The sequence below is a fragment of the Candidatus Manganitrophus noduliformans genome, from assembly GCF_012184425.1.
GTDB classification, from domain to species: Bacteria; Nitrospirota; Nitrospiria; order SBBL01; family Manganitrophaceae; genus Manganitrophus; species Manganitrophus noduliformans.
Map to the genome: position 1 here is coordinate 1,247,920 of NZ_VTOW01000001.1, position 25,995 is coordinate 1,273,914.

A 25,995-nucleotide genomic window follows, 5' to 3' on the forward strand; every position below is an offset into this window, starting at 1 on the left:
TGGAAAGTCGGCATTCCGGATCGGCGTCTTGATGGTTTTTACGGCCGGTTTTTTCGCAGGCGTCGAGCCGTCAGAATCAGGGCCAGCAGGGCGACCCCGCCCCAGGGGTATGCGATCAAGAGGACCAACGGGGTCAGCGTCCAACGGACGACCGTTCGGAGGGAATCATGCTTGCGGATGACGTCGGCGATCGGCGGCGAGGCGCGGTAGTAGGCCTCGACGAAGAGACGTCCCGGAAGATTCGTCAAAAGAGAGCGGTCTCTGAAGTCCCGAAGGATCTTGACGTGCGGGTCGAGATAGCTGCCGTACGCCGCAGTGGCGATAAAGCAGCCTCCGCCCCCGCCGAGGGGAGGGGGCGGCGCCGCGCCCGCTTTGAAGGCCGGGCCGGCGATATTCTCGATGACGCCGTTCGCGGCATGATCGCCGTCTCCCATGCCGCCGTCTTTCAGCGTCATGCGGATGGTATTTCCGCCGGAGAGGAGCGACCCAGTCGCTTCGACCGTCACAAACTGATTGTTCTGTGAATCGTACCAGAGCCACTGGGGCTGTCCCTCGCCGGAGATCGGCTCCGGGAAGGTGGTGCTGACGACCGCTTCCTCCCCGGGGGCCAGTCCCTGGAGTTTGAAGGAGAGGACGCCGTAAGGGAAGGTCGTGTCGGCCGGCGGCACGGTCAGATTCGCAAGATCGCCGATGTCGATTCGCTCAAAGGCCCCCGCGGAGGTGGTCATGACGATCGCCCCGCGCGGGCTCGATAACGTGACGGTTCCCGAAACGCCGACCTGCGGCCCGGTCAGGGGGACGGCCGGCGTCGGCGCGGCCGGAGAGGCGATCGCCTGCAGCCCGGTGGCGTCGACGGCGTCGAAATAATAGGTGTAATCGAACCCCGCTTGAAGGAGGCGGCTGTAGTTGTAGACGGCCCCGGCCGCGGGGGTTCCTTTCTCAAAGAGCATTTCGAACGGACTCCCGGCGATTTCTTTTCCACCCTGCAGAAGGTGAACCCTCGGATAGCCGGGGAGCGGCGGGTTGTTGTCGGGATCGGTATACGTCACGCGGAATTTGAAAGATGTGCCGTTGACCGTGCCGGTTTCCGGGTCGAGCCCGTCGGTCTGATAGTTCGGCTCGCCGGTCCATTTCAGCGTCGGAGGGGCGCCGGACGATTTCGGGGTGGTCAGATGCGATTCCGGGATCACCTGCCAGCCGATCGAATTCGACGACCAGTTGAGCTGAAGGAGGGCCTGTCCCGTGTTTTCGGAATATTCGAGCTTGATGTCGTGCAGGCCGGAGGCGTTGAACGCCACCCCTTTCTCCAGGGAGACGAGATGGTCGGTCTGCTCCCAATGGTCGATCACCAACGCCCCGTCGATCCAGAGGCGGACGCCGTCGTTGGTGATGATGTTGAAGAGGTACGATTCGGCGCGATCGATCTGGATCTGCCCGGTCCAGCGGATGGAGAAGGTCTCCGGATCGATCCCTTGGATGGGGGGGCCCGAGCCCCATCCGGTGAAATCGATTTTCGGATCGGTTTGCGTCAACATCGGTCCGGTCAGATCGGGGGTGTTGAAGTATTCCCCTTTCAACCCGTTGCAGGTGACCGTCAAGGTCAGCCCCACCGACTGGGTCAGGAAGCCGCCGGCGCCGGTGACCGTGAGGTTGTAATCGCGGCATTCGACCGTCCCATCGATGTTGAGGGTCAAGGTCGGTTTGATCGATCCGTTGCCGGGCGGGGCGGCGGGATTGGGAGAGAAAGTGCCAGTCACCCCGGCGGGCGCGCCGGTCAATGTCAGCGTGACCGGCGAGGTGAATCCCTGCATTGACGCGATATTATAGGAGACCGATCCGGAGGTTCCTTTCTGAATGGCGACCGAGGCGCTGTTCGCGGAGAGGGTAAACCCGTTGGCGAAGGTGGCGCTGACCGTCTTGTTGCTGTCGAGCGTCAGGGTGCAGGTGGTCTGTGTGCCGGAGCAGGCCCCTCCCCAGTTCTGAAAAGGGGCGCCCGCGGCGGGAACGACGGTCAGGGTGATCCGGGTGCCGGGGCTGAGCGGGCCGGAGGTGCAGGTCGTCCCGCAATCGATTCCTCCCGGAGTGCTCGTGACGAGGCCGTTCCCGGTCCGGCTCACGGTGAGGGTGAAGGTCGGCGGCGCGGTGAAGGTGGCGGTGACGCTCCTGGCGGCATCGGTGGTCACCACGCAATTGCCGGTCCCGGCGCAGGCTCCGGACCAGCCGGTAAAGGTGGAATTGCCGGTGGGGGCGGCGGTCAACGTCACCGTCGACCCGATGTTAAATGAGAAGGAGCAGGTTGCGCCGCAATCGATTCCGGAGGGGTCGGAAGTGACTGTCCCGGTTCCGGTTCCCGCCTTGACGACCGAGAGAGCGAAGGTTTTGAGGGTGAAACCAGCGGTGACCGACTTGGCGGCATCCATCGTCACGGCACAAGTGGCCTGACTATCGCTGCAGGCGTTCCCCCCCCAGCCGGTAAAGGTGGCGTGGGTGTCCGGGGTGGCGGTAAGTGTGACCTGGACGCCGATGTTAAAAGTGGCCGAACAGGCGCCGCCGGCGCCGCAGCTGATGCCGGCAGGGTTACTGGCGACGGTCCCGTTTCCTGAGGTCGTGACGGAGAGGGTAAAGGTCCTCAATGCGAAGGTGGCGGCCACGTTTTTCGCGTCATCGATCGTCACAATGCAATTGCCGGTACCGGAACAGGCGCCGGACCATCCGGTGAAGGTCGAATTGGTTGCGGGAGCGGCGGTCAAGGTCACCTGTGTTCCGGAATCATAAGACTGGTTACAATCTGTTCCGCAATTGATGCCGGTCGGACTGCTTGTCACCGTCCCGGTTCCTGTTCCGGTTTTGGTCACGTTCAACCTAAATGTTTTGAGCGTAAATGTCGCGGTGACCGACTTTGATTGACTCATCGTGACGGAGCAGGAAGTTCCATTGGTGCTGTTGCAGCCGGACCAGCCGGTGAAGTCGAAATTCGCGTCGGGTGCGGCCGTCAGGGTGACTTGGGTGGTGAAGTTGCCGAAGGATTGTGAGCAGTCGGTTCCACAGCTGATCCCGGCGGGGTCGCTGGTGACGGTTCCGCTCCCAGTTTTCGTCACGGTCAGAACCGGCTTGAGGGTGAAAGCGGCCGTCACCGTCTTCGCGGCGTCGATCGTTACGACGCAGGCTACGGTGCCGCTGCAGGCCCCGCTCCAGCCGGTAAAGAGGGAGTCGGTGTTGGGAGAGACGGTCAAGGTAACCTGTGTCCCGGCGTTATAGGAGGCGTTGCAATCTGTTCCGCAATCGATCCCGGCCGGACTGCTCGTTACCGCCCCGGTTCCTGTCCCGGTTTTGTTCACCGTCAGTGCAAAGGTCTTGAGCGTGAATGTGGCGGTGACCGATTTCGCCGCGTCGACGGTCACGTTACATGGCGCCGTTCCGGTACAGCCTCCACCGGACCAGCCGGTGAAGTCGGAGTTCGGGGTAGGGGCGGCGGTCAGGGTCACCTGGGTGTTAATCGTGTACGGCTCCGAGCAATCGGTCGGGCAGTTGATCCCCGCCGGGCTGCTCGTGACCGTTCCGCTGCCGTTTCCGGCCAGGGTGACGGAGAGTCCTAAGCTTTTTAACGTAAATGTCGCCGTGACCGTCTTTGCCGCGTCCATCGCGACGGTGCAGGTTCCCGTTCCGGCGCAGCCTCCGCCGGACCAGCCGGTGAAATTCGAGTTAACGTCCGGCGCAGCGGTGAGGGTGACCGAAGTGTTGAGGTTGTAAGTTTCGGAGCAATCGGTTCCACAATCAATTCCGGCGGGGCTGCTCGTTACCGTCCCGGCGCCGCTTCCCGCTTTTGAAACGCCGAGTGGGAAGCGTCTTGTGAAATTCGCCGTAACCGATTTGGCGGCATCCAAAGTGACGGAGCAGGTCGCGGCCCCTCCGCTGCAGGCGCCGGACCAGCCTGAGAAGGCCGAGTCCGAGTCGGCAGTGGCGGTGATAAAGACGAGGGTGTTGAAAGTGTAGGTTTCAGAACAGTCGGTTCCGCAACTGATCCCAGCGGGACTGCTGGCGACGGTGCCGGTTCCGCTTCCCGATTTTGTAACGGTGAAGGTAAATGTTTTTAACGTGAAATTGGCCGTGACCGATTTGGCCGCGTCCATCGTCACGGAGCAGGGGCCGGCGCCGGAGCAGGCCCCGCTCCAGCCGGTGAAGTCGGAGTCGTCCCCCGGCGTCGCGGTGAGGGAGACAAGGGTGTTGATTGTGTATGTTTCCGAGCAATCGGCCCCGCAGTTGATCCCGGCCGGACTGCTGACGACCGTTCCGGTTCCCGTCCCACTCTTCGCCAGAGTGAGGCCGAAGGTCTGACGGTTAAAGTTGGCCGTGACCGATTTGGCGGCATCCATCGTCACGACACAATTGCCGGTCCCACTGCATGCCCCCGACCAGCCGATGAACACAGAATCGGCGGAAGGGGGGGCGGTGAGGGTGACCGTGGTCCCGGTCGTGAAGGTAAACGAACAGGTCGCCCCGCAGTCGATCCCGGCCGGGCTGCTCGTGACGGTGCCGCTCCCCGTTCCGGCCTTCGTTACCGCGAGACTGAAAGTCTGCACATTAAAGGTCGCCGCGACGCTCTTCGCGGCGTCCATTGTGACGAGACAGGTTCCGGTTCCGGTTCCGGAACAAGCGCCGCTCCAGCCTGCGAAGATGGCGCCGGCCGAAGGGGCGGCCGTTAATGTCACAGAGGCGCCTGAGCCAAACGAGGCGGAGCAAGTTGCGCCGCAATCGATTCCGGCGGGGGAGGAGGTGACGGTCCCCGTACCTGTTCCGGTTTTGGTGACTGAGAGATTGAGGGTTTGTAGGGTGAAGTGGGCACTGACCGATTTGGCCGCGTCGATGGTGACCACACAGCTTCCTGTGCCGCTGCATCCTCCCGACCACCCGGCGAACACGGAATTACCGGCGGGCGCGGCGGCGAGGGTGACTGTGGTCCCGGTCGTGAAATTAAAAGAGCAGGTCGTCCCGCAGTTGATCCCGGCCGGACTGCTCGTGACGGCTCCCGTGCCTGTCCCGGCCTTGGCGACCGAAAGACTGAACGTTTGCAGGTTAAAGATCGCGGTGACCGACGTGGCGGCGTCGATCGTCACGGAGCAGGCACCGGTTCCCGAGCAGGCGCCGCTCCACCCTGCGAAAAGAGAGTTGGCCGACGGGGTTGCGGTTAATGTCACTGAAGCGCCCGCGTTAAAAGAGGCGGAGCAGGCGGCGCCGCAATTGATTCCTGCGGGAGAAGAGGTGACCGTTCCGGCTCCGGTCCCCGTCTTGGCGATCGAGAGGGTGAAATTCTTCAGGGTGAAGGTGGCGGTCACCGACCTGGCCGTATCCATTGTGACGTTACAGCTCCCGGTTCCGCTGCACGCGCCCGACCAGCCGGTGAAATCAGAATCGGCCGATGTTGTCGCGGTGAGGGTCACGGCGGTCCCGGCGTTGAAGTTGGAGGCGCAGGCGCCGCCGCAGTCGATCCCGGCAGGGGAGGAGGTCACGGTTCCTGTGCCGGTTCCCCCTTTATTCACGGTTAGCGCAAAGGTCTGAATGTTGAAGGTGGCGGTGACCGATTTTGCGGCGCTCATCGTCACGGTGCAGGAGGTTCCCGCAGCGCTGTCGCAGCCCGACCAGCCGGCGAAGATTGAATTGGCGGAGGGTGCGGCGGTCAGCGTGATCGATGTCCCATTGTTAAAAGATGCCGAGCAGGTCGCACCGCAGTTGATTCCGGCCGGGTTGCTCGTTACTGTTCCGGTTCCCGACCCGTTTTTGGCGACGGTGAGGGTAAAGCTTTTCAGTGTAAATGTCGCCGTGACCGATTTGGCCGCATCCATGGTGACGACACAAGGACCGGTTCCCGTGCAGGCGCCGGACCATCCGGTGAAGTCGGTATCCTCGGCCGGCGCCGTGGTAAGGGTCACGGTCGTGGCGGCGTTGAAGAACGCGGAACAGCTGCTGCCGCAGTCGATGCCGGCGGGGGAAGAGGTGATGGTCCCGGTTCCGTTGCCGAGCTTGTTGACCGTGAGAGAGTAGGTCTGAACCCCGAAGCTGGCGGCGACCGAGCGGTCGGTGTTCATGGCGAGGTCGCAGGTGTTCCCGGCGGCGCTGTCGCAACCGGACCAGCCGGAGAAGGTAGCGCCCCCGGCCGGGGTGGCGGTCAGCTGGACTGCGGCGCCGATGGTGAAAGAGGCCGAGCAGACGTTTCCATTTGCGCCGCAGTTGATCCCGCTGACATCGCTGGTCACCGTCCCGTTTCCGGCGGTGGCGACCGAGAGAGTAAAGGTTTTCAGTGTAAATGTTGCGGCGACCGATCGGGCCGCATCCATCGTGACGGTGCAGTTTCCGGTTCCGGTGCAGGCGCCGGACCATCCGGTGAAATTAGAATTGGCCGACGGAGCGGCGGTTAATGTCACCGGCGTTCCGAAGCTGAAAGAAGCGGAACAGGTCGCGCCGCAGTTGATTCCGGCCGGACTACTGGTGACGGCTCCCCCGCCGTTTCCCGATTTCGCGACCGACAGGGTAAAAACTTTTAATGTGAACGTCGCGGTGACCGTCTTTGCCGCATTAATTGTCACGGTACAAGAAGTTCCGGAAACGTTGTCGCAACCGGACCAACCGGTGAAGTCGGAATCTCCAGAGGGAAGAGGAGAGAGGGTCACGGCCGTTCCACTGCTATAAATCGCGGAGCAGGCGGCGCCGCAATTGATACCGGCCGGAGAAGAGGTGACGGTACCGGATCCCGTGCCGCTCTTTGTGACCGTCAGGGGGAAGGTCTGAAGAGTGAAGGAGGCCGTCACCGTTTTTGCGGTGTTCATCGTCACGGTGCAGGAGGTTCCCGAGGCGCTGTTGCACCCCGACCATCCGGTGAAGGTGGAATTCGCAGCCGGGGCGGCGGTGAGGGTGACCGAAGCATTGATATTAAAGGGGGCGGAACAGGTTGCCCCACAATCAATCCCTGCAGGCGAGGAGGTGACGGTTCCCGTTCCGGTGCCTGATTTTGTGACCGACAAGGCGACCGGCGGCTGATAGATGATCTCTGCAAAAAGTTCGGTGATCCGAAGGTCTGTCGATCGGTCGGTGTTGTCCACGAGCGCATTCAAGGCGTTGATTTCCGCCCATGTCCATGCAGTCCCTGTGCTCGGATTCGTTGAATGGAGAACGCCGGAATAGAGCTGGTAGGAGTCGCCCGCGTCGAGCGTACTACTCCAAAAATCGGCCCCGTTGGTTCTCAAGCCGATTCGGAATTCGCCGTCGCCTCGAAAGCCGCCGTCGCTTCTGAGGACCCCTCTGATGCGCACCGAAGTGATGGTTCCTGAATTTGCCGAATCGTCCAGCGCAAGGCGCGCCGTATCTTCAGAGGAGAGGTCTCCGTACGAGGTGCTTCCGTCGTTTGTGTCGAGCGCGGTGACGGCGGTGCCGCCGACGTATTGGTCGGTCTGATCGCCGGATGCGCCGCCGGAAGGATGAAGGATGAGGGTGTCGGCATAGGCGGAGCCGCTCCAGAAGAAGAGGGTTGCCAAGACGAGCAGGGCAATCGTTGTACAAAGAAAGGGTTGCTTCATGGACCTTTTTTTTTACTTTGTCTTCCTTGTTCTGGTTCTTTATACGTTATACGTTTACAGAGCGTCTTCGGGCTTGAGAGCGCGTTGATTCCCAAAGGGAATCCTATAGGATGGGATATCCCCCGAACCGACAATCCCCTCGTAAAAGGGGTGACTGGTGTCGTTTGGGTTCTTCGAACATGTATGGATGAAGCGACGAAAACCAGAACGCAAAGGCATGATGATAGTGATAATGAGGATGCCTGCGGAATGAAGCAGCCGGAAAAACGATCGAAGGATAAAACCCTGCAGGGGTATGTTGTAATTAGGTTCTTGCTACCCTCCTTGGTTTGGTTCTTTAGGTGCAAAAGGATACTTAGAGTGTTGTCCTAAAAATCCCTGAAACACCTTCTTACATTTCCGGTCGGAATGCAAGCAAAAATTCATTAAATATTGAACTTTTTCGTTTCCATTTCTTTGGAGGTCGGCAACACCACCTTAAGTGCGCGACGCCGACGCGGCCGACGGCCCTTTGATTGACAACTTAGGGTTTGGCATCTATCCTTACTTTATGGGAATAGAGAGGGGCGCAAATGGGTTTTCTAGACTTTATCCAAAGTACGTTGCAGGCGGGGGTGAACCAGACCGGCCTTTCCCCGCTGGCGGCCAAGGGGGTCGGCGTGGTGCTCTTGCTGCTCCTCCTTCTTTTTGCCGTTCGCTTTCCCGGAAAATTTTTGAAATTCTTGGTTGTTGTTTCTATTTTTTTCGCCCTCAGCTATGTCGCTTTCGATGTCATTCAACTCGGTTCTGAACGAAGCCAGCAGATCGAGAAAAATCAACCGAGTCTCACCCCCGAGTAGTTCTTTTTTAGAAACGCTGGTTTCTCCCGAAATGATCTGATATACTCCGCCCAACAAGATTCGGTTGGGTCATGTGGAGCGGTCAATTCTTATTCGGCGGAACCGTTGTGCTCTTCTCGGCCTTCTTAAGGGCGCTGGCGAATTTCCACCTTCGCCGTCCGGTCTACGCCCGGCCGCGCGCTTTTCAAAGCCAGCGGTTTCTTTCGATGCTTTCCATCTTTTCAAATGCCCTCTTTGTTCTTGGTTTCGTCTCCCTCTTTGTGACGAAACTTTGGATCGGTCTTACGGCGCTTCTTCTCTATCCTTTCCTTCTCATTCCCGGTTTCGTTTTTCTTCTCAGCAAGATCTATACGTGACGAGGCCGGAATGATGTTTCGAGACCCGGCGGGGTTTATTCAGGAGAAGCTCTCCAAGAAGATCCTCTCGGCCAATACCGTCCGGGATGCGATGATGGCCTCGTTCATCTTGACCCTTCAGAAAAGAGAGGAGGGGACGGGGGCCTCCATCCCCGATCCGGCCTCGTGGCGCCAGGAGAAGGCGCGGGAGATGCGCGAGGTTGCCAGCGCCGCCTTTGCCGGCATCGGCGCCCCCTTCGAATATCCGACCCTTCCCCAGATGGAGCAGGTCAAAGCCGAGATCGAACGAAAATATCGATGGGACCAGCTTGATGCCGGCCTCAGGGAAGAGCACGAACGAGTCTGCCGGATGCTTTTCGCAAAATTCGAAGAACCGTTCTGACGCGTCTTCTCCTCTTGCGCCGTTCCATGAAATGGACTATGATTTTTCCCAATGCAAAAACATCCCTCCCATACGGAAGACTCGGCCGCTTCGGGCGCGCTCAGCAGCCGGGAGATGCTTTACGAAGGGCTGGCGCTGATCGCCGATCCGATCCATAACTACATCAGCTTCACCGTTCCTTTCGGAAAACGAGACGAGGCGACTGAAAAAGAGCTGATCGACTCTCGTTGGATGCAGCGGCTCCGGTATATCAATCAGCTCCAGTCGGCGCGCTGGGTTTATCCTTCTGCGGAGCATTCCCGGTTTGTCCATTCTCTCGGGGCGATGCATGTGGCGGGGCGATTCGCACGCCACCTTTATCCTTCCCTCAAAGAGGTGATTCCAGGCGTCCCCTCCTATCCTTTTATCGAAGCGCTTCTGCGGGTGTCGGTTCTCGTTCACGACATCGGCCATGGACCGTTCTGTCATTTCTTCGACGATAATTTTCTCGACGAATTTTATTTGACTCACGAAAAACTCGGCCAGGCGATCATTCGGCAGGAGCTGGCTCCGATCATCCGGCGGATTCGAAGAAGCCCCGGCGGGGAGTTCGCCCTCGGGGAGACGCTCGATCCGGAACATGTCGCTTTTCTGATTCACAAGGACAAAGATTTCAAGACGCCGGAAAGTTATCCCCGATGGCTGGTCATGCTCAAGCCGCTTTTTTCGGGGATCTTCACCGCCGACAATCTCGATTATGTTCTCCGCGATTCGTATATGTGCGGCGTGGCGATCGGCCCGGTCGATCTCGATCGTTTGATGCATTACACGTTCTTCACCGAGCAGGGACTGACGCTGCACAAAGCCGGACTCTCCGCCTTGACGATGTTCTTGAACGCCCGCTCGTATCTTTACTTCAACGTCTACTATCATCGGACCACCCGGTCGCTCGACATGCACCTGAGAGATATCTTCCGGGAGACCCTCAAGGCGATCTTTCCCCATAATCCGCTGGAGCGGCTGGATGCCTATGTCGATCTGACCGATTGGTCGCTTCTTCTGGAAGTGAAGTCGTGGAAGGAATCCAAGTCCAAAACCAAGCGCTCCCTCTATGAGGAGTGGGAGAAGATCCTCCTTCGGGACGTGAAGTGGAAGATGGCCTATGACACGAACTTTTCGATCGAGAAGGCCGAGAAGGGGAGATGGATTATGAATCCGGCCGATCTGGAGGCGGAGATGCGAAAGCGCCTTCCCGCCGAATTGAGCGACCTTCCCTTCCGGGTCGATATGGCGAGTCAGGATCCGCGGCCGATGAACCCGCTGATGATGGGAGAGCGCCAGGTTTATGTCTTCAATCCCTCCACGCGCGTCGTCTCCAAGGAGGCGCTCACCGAATATGTCGACTCCATTCCGGCCAAATTGATCCAGTGCCGCATCTTCGCCCTCAATCATGACGACGACGCCCTGCTGTCGCGAATCGCGGAAGAGGCCCTCGCCGGTCTTCCTCCCAGCATTCAGACGAGCATTTAAGCCGCTTCACCTCCCCGGACCCCGCGAGCGTTGACAAAAAGGGGGACATCTTCTATCCTAGTTTTCTAGTTTCTATGCGTCACGCGTTTCCCCTGACCAAGAACGGAAATCCGGGAGCGCCTTGAACGGGGGAGGGTTATTTGGAAAGCCGAAGAATCTTTTTAAAATCGCTCTTCCCGCGGGTGCTTGGATGGGGCGCCCTCCTCTCGCTCGATCTTTCCCGGGCCGATTTGCTTCTGGCCCATTCTGAACCCTCTTCTCCTTCTTCTCTTAATCTGGACGATCCGCGTTATGTCTCCTTAATAAAAGATCTGACGCAGCGGCATCAGTTTGGCGCCGCCGATTTGAAAGCTGTTTTTGGAAAAGTGGTCCTTCAATCCGAGATTATTCAGTTCTTCGAGCGCCCCGCGGAGATTCTTCCTTATTACGAGTACCGTAGGCGATTTATCAAGGACGAGCTGGTTTCACGCGGACAGACATACCTTCAAGAGAATCTCGAACTGCTTCAGAAAATTGAAGAGGCTTTCGGCGTTCCGAAGGAAATCATCTGCAGTATTTTAGGGGTTGAAACAAAGTTCGGTCAGCCTGGAATCGAAAGGTACCGGGTCTTCGATATTTTGAATACCGCTTTTTCCCTCTATCCTCGAAGAGAGCGTTTTTATCGGGAGCAGCTGATTGCCTATCTCCTCCTCTGCCGGGAAGAGGGGATTGATCCGTTTTCCGTCAACGGCTCCTACGCGGGGGCATTCGGGGTGCCTCAATTTATGCCGACCAGCTTTCGAAAACACGCCGTCGATTTTGATAAAGATGGGAAGAAAAACCTCTGGACGTCGAAAGAAGATATTTTCGCCAGTGTCGCCAATTATTTAAAATCGTTCGGATGGAAGCGAAACGGGTTGACCTATCTTCCGGCCCGTTTTGCGGGCGATTCTCCGGAAGCACAGAACAAGGTGGAGATGGGAATACGCAAGACCATTCCGATCGCGAAGGCCGTCGAGTTGGGAATTCAAATTCCGCTCCCTGCATCGATCCAGAAAGATGAGGCGGTTTCGTTCGCACTCTATCAACCGCAGGAGGGGACGGAAGCGCTTTTGGCGCTCTTTGGAAATTTCAGAACGATCACCTCCTACAACTATTCTCTCAATTATGCGCTGGTGGTCTCCGATCTTTCGGAGATGCTCATCGAGAGAGAAAATTCGTGAAGATGCTTCTTTGGGCCTTCTTTTTCTTCTTCTCCTCACAGGGATTGACCTGGGGGGAGACGGCTCCCGGATCGGATCTGGTTTTTCTGCTGGCGGAGGGGGACCGGATGTATGACACCCGCGACGAAGCGGGCCATTCCGATCGGGCGATCGAGCTTTATAAGAAAGTTCTGGAGATCGATCCGAAGAACGAAGCGGCCCTTTGGAAGCTCTCCCGGTCGTTTAGATGGCAGGGGGACATCGCTTCTTCTTCCGAGGAAAAACTCGGCCGTTACAAGGAAGGGGAACGCTGGGCGAAGCGCGCGATCGAAGTGAATCCCCAGAGCATCGGAGGACATCTGATGCTCGGCATCGCTTATGGACGGATCGGGGAGACACAGGGGGTCATGAAGTCACTTTCATTGATCTCTCCGATCAAGAAGGAGATGAATGCCGTGCTGGAAAGAGATCCTTCCAACGATGTGGCGCATCATGTCCTGGGGGTCCTCTACCGGAAGGTCCCCGGCTTGATGGGAGGATCGATCAAAAAATCGATTGAGGCGCTGCAGGAGGCGGTCCGATTGAACCCCGCCAGCACCCCTTCCTATCTCGATCTGGCCAAGAGTTATCTGGAAAAGGGGGAGAAAGAGAAGGCGAGTGCGGCTTTGGAAAAACTTCTCTCGATTGACCACCCTTCGGATCGCGTCCAATCGAAAATGGATCGGGCCGAGGCGGAGAAGCTCCTTGCCGAGCTTCAATCTCCCTAGCTTCTGCTTGCAATCACCCCGTTATTTCGGGTAGAATGATCCCACTTCAGTCTCATATTCAATCAAATTAGATAGTTATATCGCTATGAAGAAGAGTAAAATTACAATTGTCGGCGCGGGACAGGTCGGCGGGACGACGGCGCAAAGGCTCGCAGAAAAAGAGTTCGCCGATATCGTGTTGCTCGACATTCAGCCGGATCTCCCTCGGGGGAAAGTCCTCGATCTTTTGGAGTCAGGCCCTATTTACGGCTATGATACCCGCTTGACCGGGACCGCGAATTACGAGGAAACGGCGAATTCGGATATCGTCGTGATCACCTCGGGTGTTCCGCGGAAGCCGGGAATGAGCCGCGACGATCTTCTACGGGTCAACGTCGGGATCGTTAAAACGGTGACGGAGCAGGTTGTCCAGAGATCTCCGGAGGCAATTCTCATTGTTGTTTCCAATCCGCTCGATGCCATGACCTACGTGGCCCATCGGGTCAGCCGATTTCCAAGGGAGCGGGTCCTTGGAATGGCAGGGGCGCTCGACTCGGCCCGGTTTCGCGCCTTTATTTCGATGGAATTGGGAGTTTCGGTCGAGAACATACACGCGTTTGTGCTCGGCGGACACGGCGACAGCATGGTTCCGCTTCCTCGGTATACGACCGTCGCCGGCATCCCATTGACGGAATTGTTGCCGAAAGAGAGATTGGATGCGCTCATCCAGAGAACACGCGACGGCGGCGCCGAGATCGTGAAATTGTTCAAAACAGGGTCGGCCTTTTATGCTCCGTCGGCGGCTGTTGCCGAGATGGTCGAAGCGATTATGAAAGATAAGAAAAAAATCCTTCCTTGCGCCGTCCTCTGTCAGGGGGAATACAAGATCGACAATCTTTTTGTAGGTGTGCCCGTGAAACTGGGACAAGGGGGGATCGAGGAGATCATCCAGATCCAGTTGACCCCAGAAGAAGAAGCGAACTTCAGGCGGTCCGCCGCGGCCGTCCGGGAGCTTTGTCAATCCGTCGATAAGATGATCTGATCGCTCCATCATCCGAATTCTTTCCGCTTTAAAGCACATCTGTAGTAATATCTAATCTAATTTAACGTCTTAAGTGAGGTCTATTTCCCATGACCAAGGTCGCCATTATCGGGGGGGGGAGGGGCGGAACCGCCCTGGTCGAAATCTTACATAAAGATCCCCTCGTGAAGGTCGTCGGCATCGCCGACCTCAACCTGGATGCCCCGGGGCTCGATCTGGCACGGCGTCTTAAAATTCCGACGACGACCGATTATCGCAAGTTGATTCGAGACGGGACCGACCTGGTTATCGACGTGACAGGGAGCAAGACTGTTCGAGAGGAATTGGAGACGATTACCGGCCAGGTGGAAGTCATCGGAGGGCTCTCCGCCAAGTTCATGTGGCAGTTGATCGAAGAGCGAATTAAGAGCAAGGCGATGGAGGAGGTCCTTCGGGAGAGGTATTCTTTCGAAAATATCATCGGGAAAAGCGAGAAGATGCAGGAGGTCTATCGGCTTCTTCCCAAGATTGCAAAGACGAATTCGACCGTTTTGATCGAAGGGGAAAGCGGCACCGGGAAAGAGCTGATCGCGCATTCGATTCATCATCTCAGCCCCAGGGAGGATAAGGCTTTTATTCGCGTCAATTGCGGGGCGTTGGCGGAAGGCCTTTTGGAGAGCGAGTTGTTCGGCCATGTCAAAGGGGCCTTCACCGGCGCAATCACTCATAAACTGGGCCGATTCGAATTGGCGGATAACGGGACGATTTTCCTGGATGAAATCGGAGATATCAGCCCGGCGACCCAAGTGAAGCTTCTTCGCGTGATTCAGGAGAGCGAATTCGAGAAGGTCGGCGACTCCCGTCGGGTTAAAGTCGATGTCCGGATCATCGCCGCAACGAATAAAGACTTGAAAAAAGCGGTGGAAATGCGGGAATTTCGGCAAGATCTTTACTATCGACTTCGTGTCGTTCCGATTCAACTTCCGCCGCTACGGGAGCGCAAGGATGATATACCGCTTCTGGTGACCCATTTTATTAACCGGTTTAATAAGGAGACTGGGAAAAAAGTAACGCATGTCTCGCCCGAGGCGATGGAGATCCTGATGGCCTATGACTATCCTGGAAATATCCGCGAGCTTGAAAATATTATTGAACATGTCATGGTTTTCTGTTCGGGGGATACGATCCAGGCGGAACATCTCCTCAAGGATATTCAGCCCTCCCGCAATGACATTATCGGAAAGGTCATCGAGAAGGAAGACCCGCTGAGGGCGATGGAGCAGGAACTGATCCTAAAAGTATTAAAACAAACCGGATGGAACTATAAAAAAACTTCGGAAAGATTAAAACTTAGCCGAACGACCCTTTGGCGAAAAGTAAAAGAATATGGGATTGCCAAGCCATCGGACGTTTCTTTTTAAAACATGTTTACATTTGAAACTATACATACATAATTACTTGAATTGAAAAGATAAAATTGGCTAAAAGAGCGCCATAAATTTTTAATCGTTTCTTTTTGTAACGTGCTCCCCTGAGGCATATTTATATATAAGCGACTGATATAATTAATAAAAAGTAAATAAATGGGCTTGGCATCCCTGTTGCAACCTATAAAAGGTAAGTTCACGACGAACCTTTACCAAGGAGGCAATAGATGAACTGTCCGAGGTGTACGGGGAATATGATTACGGAAGCCTTTGAAGATATGAAGGATGATACCGGCCGTATCTGTTTCTACGGCTACCGCTGTCTGATTTGCGGTGAAATCCTTGATCCGGTGATCATGGCTAATCGGGAAAATCGTCCTCATATGCAAGCAAGGAATCGGAAATTGATGGCCTCTTCAAGGGCATAAGCCCTTTCTAGAGACCGCTTTACCCTTCGGTGTAAGGAATCGATTGTGCAGAGCCGGCATATTTTGACCGATGGCGATCTTCCCCTCGAACAGTTGTCGACGGTTCAGCCGATCAGTTATGAGGAATATCTTCGCCGCCGAGGCTACACGGCACTCCCGAAAGCGATCCATACCCTAGGGCCGTCCGGGGTTCTGGAAATGATCAAGCGCTCCGGGCTTCGCGGCCGGGGAGGTGCTGGTTTTCCAACCGGGAAAAAATGGGAGATGGTCGTCCAGCGGAAGGCCGATCGAAAGTACCTTTGTTGCAATGCAGCGGAGGATGAGCCTGGAACGTTCAAAGATCGCTATCTCCTCCGATCCAATCCCCACCAACTGATTGAAGGGGCCATTCTCGCCGCGTTTGCCATCGGCGCCGCGGAGGTTTACCTCTATATCAACGGCCGTTATGAAGAAGAGATCGAATTTATGGAGCAGGCGCTCCAGACGGCGAAAGAGAAAGGACATTGGGGAAAACAAGTTGAGGGAACCTCTCTTTCCATTGAATTAAAGATCTGCAAGAGCCCCGGCACCTACGTGGCGGGAGAGGAAACGGCGCTGCTTGAAGTTGTCGAAGGTCGGTCGGCAAAACCTCGTCAAAAACCGCCCTATTATCCCGCGATTCAAGGACTCTACGGCATGCCGACGGTGGTGAATAATGCCGAGACTCTCTCGAATGTCGCGCACATCATCAGAGAAGGGGTCGATTGGTTTCGAACGCTTGGGACCGCGACTTCACCTGGGACATTGGTTTTTACCCTCACGGGCGATGTGAACCGGCCCGGCTTGTATGAACTACCGTTAGGGACTTCTCTTCGGGAGCTAATTGAAGAGTATGGAGGCGGGGTCTGCGGCGGCAAACAGCTGAAAGCGGTTTTCCCCGGCGGGCCTTCTAATACGATTATTGCCGCCGATCAGATCGACGTGGCACTTGATTTTGATGCTTTGAAGGCGATCGGATCGGGTCTGGGAACCGGCGCCGTGATCGTGATGTCTGAAGACGCCTGTATGGTTCAATCGGCGATCCAATATGCCCGGTTTTTTGCCAGAGAAAGCTGCGGCCAATGTCCTCCCTGCAAGCTCGGCACGGCCCACCTCTCCGAGATTTTAGAGAAGATCGAATCGGGTCAGGGAGATGAGAAAGACCTCCAGCAGATTGAACAAGTCTGTGGAATGGTCAAGGGAAGGGGTTATTGTTACCTATTAACAGGCGCTTCCATCGCGGTTGAAAGCATCTTCCGGTGTTTCAGAGAGGAGTACGTGGCTCACGTTCAACAAAGGGCCTGTCCTCTGGTCGGAACGGCTTAGTTTTATGTGCAATTTGCGTAAATTTTTGTTATAATAAACCTACTTTTAAAAAAGAGACAGCGGAGGGAAGAATGGTCACATTGACTGAAAGAGCCGGCTCCAAGGTGAAGGAAATCATGGAGGCCGAACAGAAGGCCGGATATGGGTTGCGGGTCTATGTCACCGGCGGCGGATGTTCGGGGTATCAGTACGGAATGGCTTTTGAGGAAAAAGAGACCGAAGAGGACAGCGTCCTCGAAATGCACGGCGTGAAGCTCTTTGTCGATCCGTATAGCGCCCCGATGCTCCAGGGAACAGAGGTCGATTATCTGGATAGTCTGCAGGGCGCCGGTTTTGCGATTAAGAATCCGAATGCCAAATCGACCTGCGGTTGTGGGTCGTCGTTCAGCGCCTAACGTGCATTGCGCGCGTTTTCTGCTCCGATAAGATCGAAGGTACGATTCACGACGAAATGGGCCGGTTCTTCAGATCGGCCCATTTTTTTGCCCTAGCGTCGAGTTTAAGATTGCTTGACAGCCAGGGAAACGTTTCATATAATGCGATTTTTTAAAGGAAAGAGCAATGGAAATTAAAATTCACGATATTCCGGAGGAGGGGCTTCTCCTTTCTTATGAGGAGGACCCGAAAGATTGGGACCTATCGGAAAGCGGATTTACAATCAAAGGTCCCGTCCAGGTTCGAGTGAAGGCGGTTAAACATAATCAGGAAGAGGTCTACGTCCGGGGCGCGCTCTCTGCGGAGGTGAGTGCAGAATGCAGCCGCTGCCTGAAGCCCCTTTCGAGTCGGGTTGAAGCCGACTTTCACGCCGAATATGTTCCTCGAAACGCGGTTCCGACCGAAGGGGAACGGGAATTACTGGAAGAAGATCTCGACCTTCTTTTTTATGGAGGGGATACCATCGATATCAGTGGAGAGGTGGAGGGCCAATTGATTCTGGCCACGCCGATGCGGCCCCTCTGCAGTGAAGAGTGCCGCGGTCTCTGCCCTCAGTGTGGGCAAGATTTAAATCTCAAAGAGTGCAATTGCGTGCAGGAGATCCCTGATCCGCGATGGGCTGAATTGAAGAAATTAACCGAAAAGAAATCGTCGCCAAAGTAAGGAGAAGCAATGCCGAATCCAAAACACAAAATATCGAAAGCCAGAAGAGACAGCAGAAGGACGCACAAAAAGCTCCAGGTCCCTGTCTATGTACTTTGCCCTCAATGTCATGAGCCGAAGTTGCCCCACCGCGCCTGTCTGAGCTGCGGAACATATAAGGGCCGCGAGGTGATTGCGGTCGAGGAAGTCTAGCTTAGAGGAAGGAGCGGTCACCCGTCGTCTAACGGATCGTTCCCGGTTGACACTTTATGAAGATTGCGCTGGATGCGATGGGGGGAGATGATGCCCCCGCCGCGATTGTGGAGGGGGCCGTTCTGGCCGCCCGAGAGCTCGACGTTGAGATTATCCTTGTTGGAGATGAAAAGGAGATTCAAAAAGAGCTCTCCCGACATCCCGCTCAAGGACTCCCCCTCTCCATCCATCATGCCTCGCAGCGGGTTGCGATGCACGAATCCCCTTCCTCGGTCATCCGAAAGAAGCGCGATTCTTCCATTTGGATCGCCACCGAACTCGTTCAAAAATCCCAAGCGGTCGCGGTGATCAGCGCTGGAAATACCGGGGCAAGCATGGCGACCGCGCTTTTTATCCTCGGCCCGATGACCGGGGTCGAGCGGCCCGCCATCGCCACCTCTCTTCCGACGCTGAAGGGGACGTCGATCTTGATCGACGTCGGCGCCAATGTCGATTGCAAACCCCAGCATCTTTTTCAGTTTGCGATCATGGGGAGCATCTACGCCAAAGAAATCTTGGGTATTCCGGAGCCGAAGGTCGGTCTCTTGAGCATCGGTGAAGAGGATACCAAGGGGAACGAGCTGACCAAAGAGGTCTTCAAGATGTTGAAAGCGAGCTCCCTTCGGTTTATCGGGAACGTCGAGGGGCGTGATGTCTACACCGGCGGCGCCGATGTCATTGTCTGCGACGGCTTTATCGGGAATGTCGCGCTGAAGATCTCCGAGGGGCTTTCGGACGCGATCGGCCAATTCCTGAAAAAAGAAATCACCGCCTCTCCTTTTGCGAAGCTCGGCTACTTCTTGTTGAAACCGGCTTTCTCCCGTTTTCGAAAGAAGGTCGATTACGCCGAATACGGCGGCGCGCCGTTGTTGGGGGTCGACGGCATCAGCATCATCTGCCACGGCCGCTCTTCGGGAAAGGCGATCAAGAACGCCGTTCGTGTCGCCAAGGAATCGCACATCCGGGGAGTCAATCGACTGATCAAAGAGCAGATCGAGGCGCAAATGGAGCTGACCTCCTCGAAGGAAGAAGGGAGCCCGCGCGGATGAAGGCCAAAAAGCCGGCCGGAAAATCGCAGATCCGCACCGAGATCATCGGAACGGGATCGTACGTTCCGGAAACCCGGATGACCAACAAAGATCTGGAAGGGAAGATCGAAACCACCGACGCCTGGATTGTGGAGCGGACCGGAATCCGCGAGCGTCGGATCGCATCCAAAGATGAAGCGGCCTCCGACCTTGCCTTCCAGGCGGCCCGAAAGGCCTTGGAAGCGGCTCAAGCGGCCCCGGAAGAGATCGACCTGATCGTTCTGGCGACTTCCACCCCCGACATGTTTTTCCCCTCGACCGCCTGCATCGTTCAAGACAAATTGAAAGCGACCCGCGCCGCGGCGTTCGATCTTTCGGCCGCCTGCTCCGGATTCGTCTATGCCCTCGCCGTCGGCGAACAATACATCCGGAGCGGGACCTATCAAAAAGTGTTGGTGATCGGCACGGAGATCATGTCGCGTCTGATCAACTGGACCGATCGAACCACCTGCGTCATCTTCGGAGATGGGGCCGGCGCGGTGCTCCTTGCGCCGTCTTCTTCGGAAAGCGGGATCCTCTCCACCCATCTTCACTCCGACGGGTCACTCTGGGATTTAATCTGCGTGCCCGGGGGGGGCTCCGCGATCCCTCCTTCCGAAAAAATGCTGGCGGAGCAGCTCAATACCATCAAGATGAAGGGAAATGAGACCTTCAAGGTCGCCGTCCGGAGCCTGGAGGAGGTCGCCTGGGAGGCCCTTCGGGCGAATGACTTCCTGCCGTCGGACGTCTCCTTTTTGGTTCCGCATCAGGCCAACCTTCGCATCATCCGCGCGGTGGCCGATCGCCTTCAACTGCCGATGGAGCGGGTGGTGATCAATCTCGATCGTTATGGGAATACTTCAGCGGCGTCGATTCCACTCGCACTGGATGAAGCGGTCCGGGAAGGCCGGATCAAAAAGGGCGACATGCTCCTCTTCCTGGCGTTTGGAGGGGGCCTGACGTGGGGCGCTTCTTTGGTGAGATGGTAATTCTCTTTTTATGGAGGATAGGGTGAACGGACAATTTCTAAATGGATGGGCGCTCATTCTGGGGGCCTCCAGCGGTTTTGGCGAAGCCTGTGCATTGGAGCTGGCCGATGCGGGGCTGAACATCTTCGGCGTCCACCTCGATCGCAAGGGGACCCTGGCCAACGTCGATCGAATTACCTCCCGGATCAAGGAGAAGGGACGCCAGGCGGTCTTCTTCAATGTAAACGCGGCCGATCTCGAAAAGCGCAAAGCGGTCCTCGATGAAATCGAGAAGACCCTCTCCACGGGACCGGAGCGATCGCGCATCCGGGTCCTGGTTCATTCGCTGGCGTTCGGGACGCTTAAACCGCTTATCGCCGACTCGCCGAGCGAGGCGATCGCGCAGGCGCAGATGGAGATGACGCTCGATGTGATGGCCAACAGCCTCGTCTACTGGACGCAAGATCTGGTGGCGCGCGGTTTCATGGCGGACGGCGGGCGGATCTTCGCCATGACGTCGGCCGGCAGCGCGCGCGTCTGGAGAAGTTACGGCGCCGTCTCCGCCGCCAAGTCGGCGCTCGAATCGCACGTTCGCCAACTCGCCCTCGAACTTGGGCCAAAAGGGATCGCAGTGAATGCCATCCGGGCCGGGGTGACCGACACCCCCGCCCTTCGCAAAATTCCGGGGCATGAAGAGATGATCAAGATGGCCAGGGCGAGAAATCCGATGGGACGCCTCACCACCCCGGAAGATGCGGCAGGGGTGATCGCCCTTCTCTCCCATCCCAAGGCGCAGTGGATTACCGGAAATGTCCTCGCCGTCGACGGGGGCGAGTTTATCGTCGATTGACCGCTTCTTTTTTCAGAAAATCCCGAGTGATTTATCGGAAATTTTTTGTTGACTTCACGTTTCTTTTTGATCAATATCATTGGACTGAAATGATTTTTGTCTCCTCATATCCCGACAAGCGCATCCTCTGCCGCAGCGGCTTAGGCGCAACGGTGAGCCGGTAGATGGCGATCGCATTTCTCTTTCCCGGGCAGGGATCGCAGTATGTCGGAATGGGAAAAGATCTCTGCGACCGGTTTGAGACGGCGCGGGAAACCTTTGCCGAAGCCGATCGCGCGTTGGGATGGGAGATCAGCCGGCTCTGCTTCGAAGGTCCGGAGGAGAAGCTGAATCAGACCGAGTATACACAGCCGGCCCTTCTCGTCTCTAGCATCGCCGCTTGGCGCTGCCTCGGAGCACCGATTCAAAAGGCAGCGGTCGTCGCCGGACATAGCCTGGGGGAATACACGGCGCTGGTTGCGGCGGGGGCGCTTCCCTTCGCAGCGGCGGTCCGATTGGTCCAGCAGCGGGGCCGCTTCATGCAGGAAGCGGTGCCGAAGGGAGAAGGGGGAATGGCGGCCCTTCTCGGGCTCGATCGGAAGAGTGTCGAAGAGGTGTGCGAGAAGGCCTCCAACGAAACCGGCCGGGTGACCGCCGCGAATTACAACGCCCCCGACCAGGTCGTGATCGCCGGCGAGTCGAATGCAGTCCAGCGGGGAATGGCGCTGGCGCAGGAGCGGGGGGCGAAGCGGGCCATCGCGCTCGCCGTAAGTGTTCCTTCCCACTCGCCGATGATGAAAGAGGCTTGCCGCCGTCTCGCCGCGGAGTTGGAGAAAGTTCAGGGTCGCGATCTCGACATTCCCCTGATCAACAATCTCCAGGCGAAGAAGATCACGACGTGGAGTGAGGCGAAAGCGGGTCTGATCGATCAGCTCTCTTCCCCGCTTTTATGGGAGGAGACGATCCAGCGGATGCGGGAAGACGGGGTTGATCTCTTCATCGAGGTCGGGCCGGGACGGGTCTTGTCGGGACTGCTGAAGCGGATCGATCGCCGGCTCTCGACGGCGAACGCGGAAGATGCCGCCGGCGTTGAGAAGGTGAAGGAGCTTTTGGAGAAATAATGGGGGATTTCATCGACCTGCAGGGGAATGTCGCGCTGGTCACCGGAGGGGCGCAGGGGATCGGAAAGTCGATCGTCGGACTTCTTGCGGATTGCGGCGCGAGTGTGGTAGTCTCCGACATCAATCGCGAAACGGCGGAGAAAACCGTTGCCGAGCTGACCGCACAGGGGAAAAAAGCGATGCCGGTCCAGGCCAACGTCGCCCGCGGCGAAGAGGTGAAGGCGATGGTCGATTCGGTTGTTTCGCAGTGGGGAAAAATCGATATCCTGGTCAACAATGCCGGCATCACCCGCGATACCCTCCTGCTCCGGATGAAAGATGAAGACTGGGACGCGGTTCTCTCGGTCAACCTCAAGGGAACGTACCACTGCATGAAGGCGGTTCTCTCTTCGATGTCGAAGCAGCGTCGGGGAAGAATCATCAACATCTCCTCCATCGTCGGCGTCATCGGAAATGCGGGACAAGCGAATTACGCGGCATCGAAAGCGGCGGTCATCGGTTTAACCAAAACGGTGGCGCGGGAATATGCCGGCCGCGGCATCACGGTAAACGCGGTCGCCCCCGGATTTATCGATACCGCCATGACGGCGGTCCTTTCCGCCGAAGTAAAAGAGAATTTAATGAAGCAGATCCCGCTGGCGCGTCTGGGAAGTCCTTTGGATATCGCGAACGCGGTGGTTTTTTTGGCTTCGGATCGCGCAGGCTACATGACCGGCCAGGTGCTTCACGTCAACGGCGGCATGTATATGGGTGGATGAGGGACCAGAGGTCGGGTCCCCTCTCCAGTATGACAATCAAGACCATTGAGTGTTCTACTCAATCTATAAGGAGGAAAGCGTTGGCAGTCGAAGAGCGTGTTAAAAAAATTATTTCGGAGCAGTTGGGTCTGGAAGATGAGGATGTGACTCCGGAAGCCTCCTTCGTCGAGGATCTCGGGGCCGACTCTTTGGATACCGTTGAACTGGTGATGGCGTTCGAAGAGGAGTTCGGGATTGAAATTCCGGACGAAGATGCGGAGAAAATCCTCACCGTTCAGAATGCAATCGACTACATCAAAGAGAAAGTATAGTCGTTGTTCGGAACGCTTTATCGGGTTGGGTCCGGTTCTGTGGCCCGACGCAGCTTTATTTTTTAAGTAAGGGGGTACGTTTCTGAGTAGAAGGGTTGTCGTGACCGGTTTGGGGGCAGTCACCCCGCTGGGCGTTGGCGTGGAGAAAACATGGAAGGCCCTCCTTTCTGGAGAATCGGGTGTCGGTCGAATTACCCGATTCGATCCCACCGACTATCCCTGCCAAATCGCGGCCCAGGTCAATGATTTCAACCCGGCCGATTATATCGACGGGAAAGAGATCAAGAAGATGGACACCTTCATCCACTACGCGATGGCCGGCGGACAGATGGCGATGGACGATTCCGGCTTGAAGGTGACCCCCGAAAATGCGGAACGGGTCGGCGTCTACGTCGGATCGGGCATCGGCGGGCTCAACGCGATCGAAGCCTGGCACAAGGTCCTTCTCGAAAAAGGCCCCAAGCGGGTTACCCCTTTCTTTATTCCGATGTCGATCATCAATCTCGCCCCGGGCCAGCTCGCCATCCGGTTCGGCGCCAAGGGGCCGAATTCCTGCGCGGTGACCGCCTGCGCCACCGGCAACAACTGCATCGGGGACGCCTTTCGAATGATCCAGCGCGGGGACGCCGATGTCATGATCGCCGGCGGAACCGAAGCGGCGATCACCCCTCTCTCCGTCGCGGGTTTTTCTTCCTCCCGCGCCCTCTCCACACGAAACGATGATCCCAAGCGGGCCAGCCGCCCGTTCGACAAAGATCGGGACGGGTTCGTCCTCGGCGAGGGCTCCGGCATCCTTGTCTTGGAGGAACTTGAAAGTGCGCGTCGCCGCGGCGCCCGCATTTACGCCGAGATCGTCGGATACGGCATGTCGGCCGATGCATATCACATCACCGCGCCTTCGGAAGAGGGAGAAGGGGCGGCGCGCTGCATGCGGCTCGCCTTGAAAGACGCCGAGATTCAGCCGGGCGAGGTCGGCTATATCAACGCCCACGCCACCTCCACCATGGCCGATGCGATCGAAACGAGGGCAATGAAAACGGTCTTCGGCGAGGCGATCGGCCGCATTCCGATCAGCGCCACCAAATCGATGACCGGCCATCTTCTCGGCGCCGCCGGCGGGATCGAAGCGGTCTTCAGCATTCTTGCCATCCGGGACGGCATTCTTCCCCCGACGATCAACCTCGACAATCCCGATCCCCTCTGTGATCTCGACTACGTCCCCCATCAGGCGCGGAAGGCCGATGTGAATGTGGCCCTCTCCAACTCCTTCGGCTTCGGCGGAACGAATGCCACGATCATTTTCCGAAAGTATCAGGAAAACTAAACTCCCCTTTCTCGCAGGCGAACCCCACTGAGAGAACCTCTCCCCATGTCCCCTTCAGACCTCTCCGCGCTTCAGCAACGGCTCGCATATACCTTCCAGATGACGGAGCGGCTCCGGCAAGCGGTCACCCACAAATCGTACATCAACGAAACGAAAGACAAGACGGTCGAGGACAACGAGCGGTTTGAATTTCTGGGCGACGCGGTTCTCGATTTGATCATCAGCGAAGCGCTCGTCGCCCGCTTTCCGAACGCCCCGGAGGGGGATCTCTCCAAAATGAAGTCGCGGGTGGTCAGCGAGGGGACGCTCGCCCGGATCGCTAAAGAGATCGATCTGGGACGATATCTCTATCTCGGAAAAGGGGAGGAGCGGACCCTCGGCCGGGAGAAGAGCTCGCTTTTGGCCGATGCGCTCGAAGCGTTGATCGCCGCGGTTTATCTTGACGGCGGCCTCTCTCCGGTGCGGGAGGTCGTGATGCGGGAATTCGAGCCGGCGCTTCAAGAACTGACTCGCCCTGAAATGACGGCCGACTACAAGACCGAGCTTCAAGAGCGTTGCCAAAAAGAATTCGAATCGCTCCCCCTCTATCAGGTGATCCGAGAAACCGGTCCCGACCATCAAAAGCTCTTCGAAGTGGAGATCCGGATTCAGAACACCCCCTACGCCACCGCCACCGGTCGGAGCAAGAAGGAAGCGGAGCAGCGGGCGGCGCAGATCGCGCTCGATAAGTTGAGGAAGGGCTGGCCGCCCCCGGCCGATTAATATTTCTCCTACCGATTGAAAAGCCCCGACATCCAGAGATCCTTCACTCCATTCAGGATGACATCAAACGACCGCGCTTTATCCCTCTTCGAGATCCTTCATTGACTTTCGTCATAAATCTGGAATATAAAGGTTGCCATGTTCTTAGGAGGTTGATGGTATGTTGGGTGGGCAGGCCAAGCAGTGGAATCGGAGCCGCGAAGCGGGACAGTCTGAACAGGTACAGGTCCTTGTTCCCGATCGTCGGAGTCACCTCATCGACCTCGGTTTATCTGCGGTCGGCGCCGCGATCGGCATTGCAATTGCGCTCTGGCTGGTCGCCAATGAGCAGTCTCCCTTCCTCCTCGCCTCCCTCGGCGGAACCACCGTCTTTCTCTTCGCGTTGGGCCACACCGAGCCGGCGCAGCCGCGCGCCCTCTTCGGCGGACATCTCGGAGGGGCCTTCATCGGCATTCTCTGTTATCAGCTGTTCGGCGATGCCCTTTGGGTCTCCGTGCTCGCCGTCGTCCTGACGATGATCTACATGGTGACCACCCGAACGATCCATCCCCCCGCCGGGGCCAATCCGTTGTTCATGGTGCACAATCACGCCGATTTTATGGTTCTCCTCAATCCGGTCGGCGCCGGGGTTCTGGCGCTCTTTCTGGTTGCGATGTTTTGGAGCCGCCTCCGGCCTGGGAAGGAATATCCGGTGAAGTGGTGGTGAGGGAAAGTCGACCCTTTTA

Annotated in this window: 22 protein-coding genes; 21 read left to right on the top strand and 1 reads right to left on the bottom strand. The window is 57.1% G+C overall.

What is annotated here, in order from left to right; translation table 11 throughout:
• Nucleotides 1-38 precede the first annotated feature (38 nt).
• A complete protein-coding gene (locus MNODULE_RS06245) occupies nucleotides 39-7,568 on the bottom strand; it encodes an InlB B-repeat-containing protein (RefSeq protein ID WP_168058585.1) in 7,530 nt (2,509 codons plus the stop codon).
• Nucleotides 7,569-8,140: 572 nt separating this feature from the next.
• Between MNODULE_RS06245 and MNODULE_RS06250 the strand changes: the two genes are divergently transcribed.
• The 21 genes from MNODULE_RS06250 (at nucleotide 8,141) to MNODULE_RS06350 (ending at nucleotide 25,976) form a co-directional block, all read left to right on the top strand.
• Nucleotides 8,141-8,407, top strand: coding sequence for a hypothetical protein (locus MNODULE_RS06250; RefSeq protein ID WP_168058586.1), 267 nt, complete (start codon nucleotides 8,141-8,143; stop codon nucleotides 8,405-8,407).
• Nucleotides 8,408-8,478: 71 nt separating this feature from the next.
• Nucleotides 8,479-8,763, top strand: coding sequence for a hypothetical protein (locus tag MNODULE_RS06255; RefSeq protein ID WP_168058587.1), 285 nt, complete (start codon nucleotides 8,479-8,481; stop codon nucleotides 8,761-8,763).
• A gap of 10 nt (nucleotides 8,764-8,773) precedes the next feature.
• Nucleotides 8,774-9,145 carry a hypothetical protein gene (locus tag MNODULE_RS06260; protein ID WP_168058588.1) on the top strand — a complete coding sequence of 124 codons (372 nt, stop codon included), beginning with the start codon at nucleotides 8,774-8,776 and terminating at the stop codon, nucleotides 9,143-9,145.
• Nucleotides 9,146-9,196: 51 nt separating this feature from the next.
• On the top strand, nucleotides 9,197-10,654 hold the full coding sequence (locus tag MNODULE_RS06265; protein ID WP_168058589.1) for an HD domain-containing protein: 1,458 nt from the start codon (nucleotides 9,197-9,199) through the stop codon (nucleotides 10,652-10,654).
• A gap of 140 nt (nucleotides 10,655-10,794) precedes the next feature.
• The gene (locus MNODULE_RS06270) at nucleotides 10,795-11,856 is read left to right on the top strand and encodes a lytic murein transglycosylase (RefSeq protein ID WP_168058590.1); all 1,062 of its coding nucleotides are present in this window, start codon (nucleotides 10,795-10,797) and stop codon (nucleotides 11,854-11,856) included.
• 2 nt (nucleotides 11,857-11,858) lie between these two features.
• The gene (locus MNODULE_RS06275; protein WP_238339354.1) at nucleotides 11,859-12,602 is read left to right on the top strand and encodes a tetratricopeptide repeat protein; all 744 of its coding nucleotides are present in this window, start codon (nucleotides 11,859-11,861) and stop codon (nucleotides 12,600-12,602) included.
• A gap of 85 nt (nucleotides 12,603-12,687) precedes the next feature.
• The gene (gene mdh, locus MNODULE_RS06280; protein WP_168058592.1) at nucleotides 12,688-13,623 is read left to right on the top strand and encodes a malate dehydrogenase; all 936 of its coding nucleotides are present in this window, start codon (nucleotides 12,688-12,690) and stop codon (nucleotides 13,621-13,623) included.
• An 89-nt stretch (nucleotides 13,624-13,712) separates the two neighbouring features.
• A complete protein-coding gene (locus MNODULE_RS06285; protein ID WP_168058593.1) occupies nucleotides 13,713-15,023 on the top strand; it encodes a sigma 54-interacting transcriptional regulator in 1,311 nt (436 codons plus the stop codon).
• Between the two features lie 479 nt (nucleotides 15,024-15,502).
• Nucleotides 15,503-16,801 (top strand): NADH-quinone oxidoreductase subunit NuoF, encoded by a 1,299-nt coding sequence (gene nuoF / locus MNODULE_RS06290; protein ID WP_168058594.1) that lies wholly within the window; start codon nucleotides 15,503-15,505, stop codon nucleotides 16,799-16,801.
• A 71-nt stretch (nucleotides 16,802-16,872) separates the two neighbouring features.
• Nucleotides 16,873-17,196, top strand: coding sequence for an iron-sulfur cluster insertion protein ErpA (erpA, locus tag MNODULE_RS06295; protein ID WP_168058595.1), 324 nt, complete (start codon nucleotides 16,873-16,875; stop codon nucleotides 17,194-17,196).
• 166 nt (nucleotides 17,197-17,362) lie between these two features.
• Nucleotides 17,363-17,899, top strand: a complete 537-nt coding sequence (locus MNODULE_RS06300; protein WP_168058596.1) for a YceD family protein — start codon at nucleotides 17,363-17,365, stop codon at nucleotides 17,897-17,899.
• Between the two features lie 9 nt (nucleotides 17,900-17,908).
• Nucleotides 17,909-18,091, top strand: coding sequence for a 50S ribosomal protein L32 (rpmF, locus tag MNODULE_RS06305; protein ID WP_168058597.1), 183 nt, complete (start codon nucleotides 17,909-17,911; stop codon nucleotides 18,089-18,091).
• Nucleotides 18,092-18,147: 56 nt separating this feature from the next.
• Nucleotides 18,148-19,179 (top strand): phosphate acyltransferase PlsX, encoded by a 1,032-nt coding sequence (plsX, locus tag MNODULE_RS06310; protein ID WP_168058598.1) that lies wholly within the window; start codon nucleotides 18,148-18,150, stop codon nucleotides 19,177-19,179.
• Complete coding sequence (locus tag MNODULE_RS06315) at nucleotides 19,176-20,186, top strand: beta-ketoacyl-ACP synthase III (protein WP_168058599.1); 1,011 nt, start codon at nucleotides 19,176-19,178, stop codon at nucleotides 20,184-20,186. Before plsX ends, MNODULE_RS06315 begins: the two co-directional genes overlap by 4 nt.
• Nucleotides 20,187-20,208: 22 nt before the next feature.
• On the top strand, nucleotides 20,209-21,015 hold the full coding sequence (locus MNODULE_RS06320; RefSeq protein WP_202882126.1) for an SDR family oxidoreductase: 807 nt from the start codon (nucleotides 20,209-20,211) through the stop codon (nucleotides 21,013-21,015).
• A 164-nt stretch (nucleotides 21,016-21,179) separates the two neighbouring features.
• Nucleotides 21,180-22,115 (top strand): ACP S-malonyltransferase, encoded by a 936-nt coding sequence (gene fabD, locus MNODULE_RS06325; RefSeq protein WP_168058601.1) that lies wholly within the window; start codon nucleotides 21,180-21,182, stop codon nucleotides 22,113-22,115.
• The gene (gene fabG, locus MNODULE_RS06330; RefSeq protein WP_168058602.1) at nucleotides 22,115-22,873 is read left to right on the top strand and encodes a 3-oxoacyl-[acyl-carrier-protein] reductase; all 759 of its coding nucleotides are present in this window, start codon (nucleotides 22,115-22,117) and stop codon (nucleotides 22,871-22,873) included. The genes fabD and fabG overlap by 1 nt, the downstream gene beginning before the upstream one ends.
• A gap of 80 nt (nucleotides 22,874-22,953) precedes the next feature.
• A complete protein-coding gene (acpP, locus tag MNODULE_RS06335; protein WP_272953223.1) occupies nucleotides 22,954-23,184 on the top strand; it encodes an acyl carrier protein in 231 nt (76 codons plus the stop codon).
• A gap of 82 nt (nucleotides 23,185-23,266) precedes the next feature.
• A complete protein-coding gene (gene fabF / locus MNODULE_RS06340; RefSeq protein WP_168059228.1) occupies nucleotides 23,267-24,508 on the top strand; it encodes a beta-ketoacyl-ACP synthase II in 1,242 nt (413 codons plus the stop codon).
• Between the two features lie 45 nt (nucleotides 24,509-24,553).
• Nucleotides 24,554-25,270 carry a ribonuclease III gene (gene rnc / locus MNODULE_RS06345; RefSeq protein ID WP_168058604.1) on the top strand — a complete coding sequence of 239 codons (717 nt, stop codon included), beginning with the start codon at nucleotides 24,554-24,556 and terminating at the stop codon, nucleotides 25,268-25,270.
• Between the two features lie 160 nt (nucleotides 25,271-25,430).
• Nucleotides 25,431-25,976, top strand: a complete 546-nt coding sequence (locus tag MNODULE_RS06350) for an HPP family protein (RefSeq protein ID WP_168058605.1) — start codon at nucleotides 25,431-25,433, stop codon at nucleotides 25,974-25,976.
• Nucleotides 25,977-25,995: the final 19 nt, after the last annotated feature.

Excerpts from the sequence above, each read along its gene's own strand:
- fabD (WP_168058601.1), top strand. The coding sequence starts at position 21,180 with ATGGCGATCGCATTTCTCTTTCCCGGGCAGGGATCGCAGTATGTCGGA.
- MNODULE_RS06285 (WP_168058593.1), top strand. The coding sequence starts at position 13,713 with ATGACCAAGGTCGCCATTATCGGGGGGGGGAGGGGCGGAACCGCCCTG.
- MNODULE_RS06350 (WP_168058605.1), top strand. The coding sequence starts at position 25,431 with ATGTTGGGTGGGCAGGCCAAGCAGTGGAATCGGAGCCGCGAAGCGGGA.
- erpA (WP_168058595.1), top strand. The coding sequence starts at position 16,873 with ATGGTCACATTGACTGAAAGAGCCGGCTCCAAGGTGAAGGAAATCATG.
- MNODULE_RS06260 (WP_168058588.1), top strand. The coding sequence starts at position 8,774 with ATGATGTTTCGAGACCCGGCGGGGTTTATTCAGGAGAAGCTCTCCAAG.
- MNODULE_RS06300 (WP_168058596.1), top strand. The coding sequence starts at position 17,363 with ATGGAAATTAAAATTCACGATATTCCGGAGGAGGGGCTTCTCCTTTCT.
- MNODULE_RS06315 (WP_168058599.1), top strand. The coding sequence starts at position 19,176 with ATGAAGGCCAAAAAGCCGGCCGGAAAATCGCAGATCCGCACCGAGATC.
- MNODULE_RS06265 (WP_168058589.1), top strand. The coding sequence starts at position 9,197 with ATGCAAAAACATCCCTCCCATACGGAAGACTCGGCCGCTTCGGGCGCG.
- mdh (WP_168058592.1), top strand. The coding sequence starts at position 12,688 with ATGAAGAAGAGTAAAATTACAATTGTCGGCGCGGGACAGGTCGGCGGG.
- MNODULE_RS06275 (WP_238339354.1), top strand. The coding sequence starts at position 11,859 with ATGCTTCTTTGGGCCTTCTTTTTCTTCTTCTCCTCACAGGGATTGACC.
- plsX (WP_168058598.1), top strand. The coding sequence starts at position 18,148 with ATGAAGATTGCGCTGGATGCGATGGGGGGAGATGATGCCCCCGCCGCG.
- MNODULE_RS06255 (WP_168058587.1), top strand. The coding sequence starts at position 8,479 with ATGTGGAGCGGTCAATTCTTATTCGGCGGAACCGTTGTGCTCTTCTCG.
- MNODULE_RS06250 (WP_168058586.1), top strand. The coding sequence starts at position 8,141 with ATGGGTTTTCTAGACTTTATCCAAAGTACGTTGCAGGCGGGGGTGAAC.
- MNODULE_RS06245 (WP_168058585.1), bottom strand. The coding sequence starts at position 7,568 with ATGAAGCAACCCTTTCTTTGTACAACGATTGCCCTGCTCGTCTTGGCA.
- rpmF (WP_168058597.1), top strand. The coding sequence starts at position 17,909 with ATGCCGAATCCAAAACACAAAATATCGAAAGCCAGAAGAGACAGCAGA.
- fabG (WP_168058602.1), top strand. The coding sequence starts at position 22,115 with ATGGGGGATTTCATCGACCTGCAGGGGAATGTCGCGCTGGTCACCGGA.
- rnc (WP_168058604.1), top strand. The coding sequence starts at position 24,554 with ATGTCCCCTTCAGACCTCTCCGCGCTTCAGCAACGGCTCGCATATACC.